Source organism: Candidatus Paceibacterota bacterium (assembly GCA_041661265.1).
Taxonomy (GTDB): domain Bacteria; phylum Patescibacteriota; class Minisyncoccia; order JAHIHE01; family JAGLIN01; genus JBAZUT01.
Genome location: JBAZUT010000030.1, coordinates 1 through 4307 on the forward strand (window position 1 = coordinate 1; position 4307 = coordinate 4307).

Here is a 4307-nt window from a genome sequence, read left to right on the forward strand (position 1 = left end):
GCAAAAGACCGCCGACAACGGCAATACATGAAGATACGGCGGCAAATATTCCTATCAAGAAGATCAGTCCGTAGCTCATGCGCTCGGAGATAAAGAAGCTAGGCAGAAAATCAAAACGTTTCAAAAGATAATACAAAGAAACGATCACGAGAAACATATACGCCATCTGCAAATAATCGACGGGCGCGTTTGTGCTTACACTGCCGCGGATCCCGTCATTTTTTCTTTCCCATACGGAAACCGTATATCCGTATTCTTTCACCATGTCGTTGAGTTCGGCAATATTTGGCTCCCCTGAACACTCCAGATCGGCTTTTCCGGCGGCATGATCAACGCGAACTTTTTTTATCCCTGCGGCCTTTTTAAATTTTTGCTCCACAAGAACCTCGCAGCTTGCGCAGTGCATGCCGCGGATCTCGAGCGTTACTTTTTTTATATGTGAAGTTTCCATTACTATAGTTTTTTATTAACGTTTTTTTTATCTGTTTTTTCTTGTTCGCCGCTTTTTTCACAAGAATGACCACTTGATCTTCTCATCATGAAAAAATGCGCAAACATCATTATCGCCATCGCCCCCAAAATGACCCACGACGAAACCCCCGCCGCGCGCCCTCCCACACCCAGAAAAAGAGTAAGAAGGATCGGACCGGCACAACATATCATCATCATCCACATCATGACTTTCATTCCCTTTCCGCCACTATCGTCGCTGTTGTTATTGTGATCATGCATAAAATTTAATTGTTATAGGACTTACGCACATGGCAATCTGCTAGCCAAAATCTGTAATACTCGCATCGTCGTAACAATGTACACCTTACTCCGTTTCTCGATTTTAGTGTCGCATCCTTTCCCTTTCGTAGCTTTAGAGAAGGATGGTCATCCACGTGCGTAAGTCCTATGTTAGATTGATAATATTTTTAAACACCACAACCACCCCCGCCTTGTTGTCCGCGCAACGGCGCGACCTGAGAAGATATGTTCGCGTTTCCGCGAGAACTTGAATATTCCGATCCGAGCATTTCCTGTGGGTTTACGTCTTTCCAATCCGTACCTTTATTTTTCATATAAGCGGCAATAGTGAGATAATTATTCGGGAACCAATACGAATTCACTTCGAGGGCTGTTTTCCACATAGCTTGTTCGCTTACGCCTTGCGATGCCATAAGTTCCAGAAGTCCGAGCATGGCCATGCCGTGATTGCAATCCGGAAAATGAGTTGAATTTCCACAACATGGCCGATAGATTCCCCTTGAAACCTTGTCCACAAGCGCTTGCTGATCCGCCGTCAAAGTAATAAATGTATGATGACTGAAATGATCCATGGGATTGCCTTTGGAAATCGTCCACCCTCCGGTGGAGGCGAATTTTTCCGCACCACCGTATTTCGGATCCGACATCTCTCCTTTTTCCAAAATGGGATTTTTGTTTCCCAACCCGAGCGCCCACAAGAGATTAAGGAGAAAACCAGAATTTTCTCCGGTAATTTTCAGCTTGCCATTCTTGCTCCCAAGAAGCAAATCTTTATATTTATCCGGAAATGCCCCCCTTTGTTCATAAACCGCTTTGAATTTGTCCGCATCTATGACGCCGGCGTCAACCAGTTTTTTACCGAGATCTCCCCACACGACAGGCAGCAAAACCCCTTTAGGCGGCAAAACTTTTTCCTCCAGTTCCGCGTCGAGCGCAGCTCCGGCAAGGTTTGTTTTTTGCGCTCCGTTTCCAGAATTCGCCGAATACACCAAGGCACCCGAGAGAATAATAGAGGAAAGTAAAATACTCGCCGGAATTAAACCATTTCTAAACACAGACTTAAGTCCGATTTTATTTTCCACAACGACTTCCGTCGTTTGCTCCGTATCATTGTTTTCCATAAGTTTTTATTGATTATTCATCGCAACAATGCGCTAATTTATTAATAAGATCTTCCATGGGCGATGCTTCCCGTGCGATTTCTTTCACTTGTTCGCCGCTTATGAGTTTCAATTTGAGCGCCCAGAAAATGGAATAGGTTTGATATGCTTTTTCAAACATCTGTTTTGCTTCCGGTTTTTTCCCTTCCGTTTGCAATTTATTGCCGACTTCCATCAACCGCATTGTTGCCGCCAAAAGATGTTTTGAAATACACCATGTTTCGCCTTCATTCTCCGGCATAAGTTCTTTTAAGAGAGCTTTCCGCATCTCGCGGATCTCAAGCGCGGTGTTAAAATATTCGTCTTTTCCCGTTTTCATTCCGGTGAAGAAAAAATGTTCTTCCAAAGAAATGAGGTTCATAATGGCAATACTCAAATCTTCCGTCGTGGAAAGATCCGCACCGTGTTTTTCTTTCAACGTTTCTATTCTTGCGAGGAATTCATCCATCGCCAAAGGTTCGTTTTTCATATAGTTACATGAAGAATATTAGTGTTCCAATAATAATCATGGCGATACCCGCCCAAATACGAACACCTTTTGAGTTCGTTCGTCGCCAGTCTTCCATTTTTTTCACGAGAATGGGATCCGCGGAAATAAAAAGGATGGCGAGTAACGGCATAACGAGAATGATGTTGTAGAGCAAGAGATACCCGAATCCCGCATAATAGGTAACTTGGTCGCGAAGAAGTCCGATAACCATAAGATAAGGACCGCCCATGCACGGGAACTGACAAATGCCGACAAGAAGTCCGAGAACGAACGCAGCGGGAACGGAGGCTTTTTCCATCAAGATCGCCATAGAACGGTGCGATCCTTCCGGTAGTCGCAATTTTATCGGAAACTCCGACACGAATACTCCCGCGAGATTAATGAATCCGAAGGCAATGAGAAGCCCCGCGCCGACCATCCCCATAAAATGTGGGGTGTTGAAGAGGTGAAGCACTTTGAGAATGCCGAGACCTATCAAGAAATACGCCGAAAATATTCCGAAGATGTACGTGCCACCTATCTGCAAAATTTTTCTTCGCGTCATTTTCATTCCAAAAAGAAACACGATGGTGATAAGAAGAATGGAGAATGAGCACGGATGCACACTGTCCAAAAGTGACGCCATAATCACGAGCGGTAAAAGCCACGCGCCTTTATCGCTCAAATTCCAGATGAATGAAGACACTCCCGAGCTGTTTTTCAAGAATATGATAAACAACACAGCGGAGAGCACAATCGATGCAATAATAAGAAATCTTTTCATAAGCGCTATGGGGTTACTTCCGCCTTAAAATTAAACTCCAATCGCGCTCCGCTCTCTTCTTCCACGAATACAGAGCGCGCAACCGTACCAACACCGGCCGGACCGTGTGCATTCGGATCAAACACCGCTTCTATTTGTCTTGATTCTCCCGGTTTAATGATTTCATCCGCAGGAGGAACAAAACCCATACCCGGCATTCTGAAGGGTCCTTTTTTCTCTGCTCCCCCCAAGAGATACGCCGAGGTGCACATACACGAAGTCTCTACTTTTTTCACGAGGATATCCGTTTTTGAAGTATTGGTGATGGAAAATGGATGACTCACCTTGCCGTTTTTCATCGATATGGTGCCAAAATCAAAGGCGGTTTCTCCGACTGCAATGAGAGAGCTTTTTGTATTCGTTTCAGTTTTTTTCTCGGCAGCCAAATTCTTTTGCGCGCTTTGTCCCCAAATCATGAATCCAAAGATCCCAAAAAATACAATGAAGCCGATAATAATAGTCTTTTTATTCATATAGATGTTAGAACTTACTCATTCGGATGAGATTCGCGCCAATCCGCCAGCCGGCGGAGAGAAACGGAGCGAGTGGTATGGTAATACAGGGAGCGAGTATCGCAGATTTTAACGCGAAGATCGCCGAATGTGTAAGTTCTATGTTACAAGATTAAAACCCTTGTAAATATACAAGAGTAAACAGCACGAAAAAGCGAGAGCTCAATTCGTGCCCTAGATTAAAGACGGACTGTGCTCAAAGAGAGAGAGCCAGCGCGTAATTTTTTGAAATTGAAAATAAGAGAATTTGTTTTCTCTCCGACGAATACGACGAAGAAATTTCGGCGGAGCATTGGCGAGCCATCTTGTAAAAACAAATACCAAAGAAAGCGACGCGAGGGCAAGCAATACATTAAAAGCCCCCGCAACGATCGCCAATGAAAAAGCCTGAAAGGCCGAGATATGATGAAACGCCATTTGAAGCAAGCTCATCGGACAAACCGTCGGCCCCCCGCTTACACTCGAAGCGATGCAACCCGTATCATTATGCCCCATCGCAAAATCCATAACAAAAAGACCGAACACCGCCATTCCGGCAAACCCGACGAGAAGTAATAACGTTCCGATTTTTTTCATATTGAATTTATATC

General features: G+C 44.5%; 7 protein-coding genes. All 7 read right to left on the reverse strand.

Annotation, left to right across the window (positions count from 1 at the left end):
• Nucleotides 1-451: cation transporter (locus tag WC788_09855; GenBank protein MFA6097900.1), on the reverse strand; the 451-nt coding region annotated here is incomplete at its 3' end.
• Nucleotides 452-453: 2 nt separating this feature from the next.
• On the reverse strand, nt 454-732 hold the full coding sequence (locus WC788_09860) for a hypothetical protein (GenBank protein MFA6097901.1): 279 nt from the start codon (nt 730-732) through the stop codon (nt 454-456).
• 188 nt (nt 733-920) lie between these two features.
• Nucleotides 921-1874: a hypothetical protein gene (locus tag WC788_09865; GenBank protein MFA6097902.1), complete on the reverse strand. Its 954-nt coding sequence runs from the start codon at nt 1872-1874 to the stop codon at nt 921-923.
• Between the two features lie 13 nt (nt 1875-1887).
• Nucleotides 1888-2382: a hypothetical protein gene (locus tag WC788_09870; protein MFA6097903.1), complete on the reverse strand. Its 495-nt coding sequence runs from the start codon at nt 2380-2382 to the stop codon at nt 1888-1890.
• 4 nt (nt 2383-2386) lie between these two features.
• The gene (locus WC788_09875) at nt 2387-3166 is read right to left on the reverse strand and encodes a cytochrome c biogenesis protein CcdA (protein MFA6097904.1); all 780 of its coding nucleotides are present in this window, start codon (nt 3164-3166) and stop codon (nt 2387-2389) included.
• Nucleotides 3167-3171: 5 nt separating this feature from the next.
• On the reverse strand, nt 3172-3678 hold the full coding sequence (locus WC788_09880; GenBank protein MFA6097905.1) for a DUF1573 domain-containing protein: 507 nt from the start codon (nt 3676-3678) through the stop codon (nt 3172-3174).
• A gap of 213 nt (nt 3679-3891) precedes the next feature.
• Nucleotides 3892-4307: hypothetical protein (locus WC788_09885; GenBank protein ID MFA6097906.1), on the reverse strand; the 416-nt coding region annotated here is incomplete at its 5' end.

Coding starts and splice junctions, on each gene's coding strand:
- WC788_09860 (MFA6097901.1), bottom strand. CDS start 732: ATGCATGATCACAATAACAACAGCGACGATAGTGGCGGAAAGGGAATG.
- WC788_09865 (MFA6097902.1), bottom strand. CDS start 1,874: ATGGAAAACAATGATACGGAGCAAACGACGGAAGTCGTTGTGGAAAAT.
- WC788_09870 (MFA6097903.1), bottom strand. CDS start 2,382: ATGAAAAACGAACCTTTGGCGATGGATGAATTCCTCGCAAGAATAGAA.
- WC788_09875 (MFA6097904.1), bottom strand. CDS start 3,166: ATGAAAAGATTTCTTATTATTGCATCGATTGTGCTCTCCGCTGTGTTG.
- WC788_09880 (MFA6097905.1), bottom strand. CDS start 3,678: ATGAATAAAAAGACTATTATTATCGGCTTCATTGTATTTTTTGGGATC.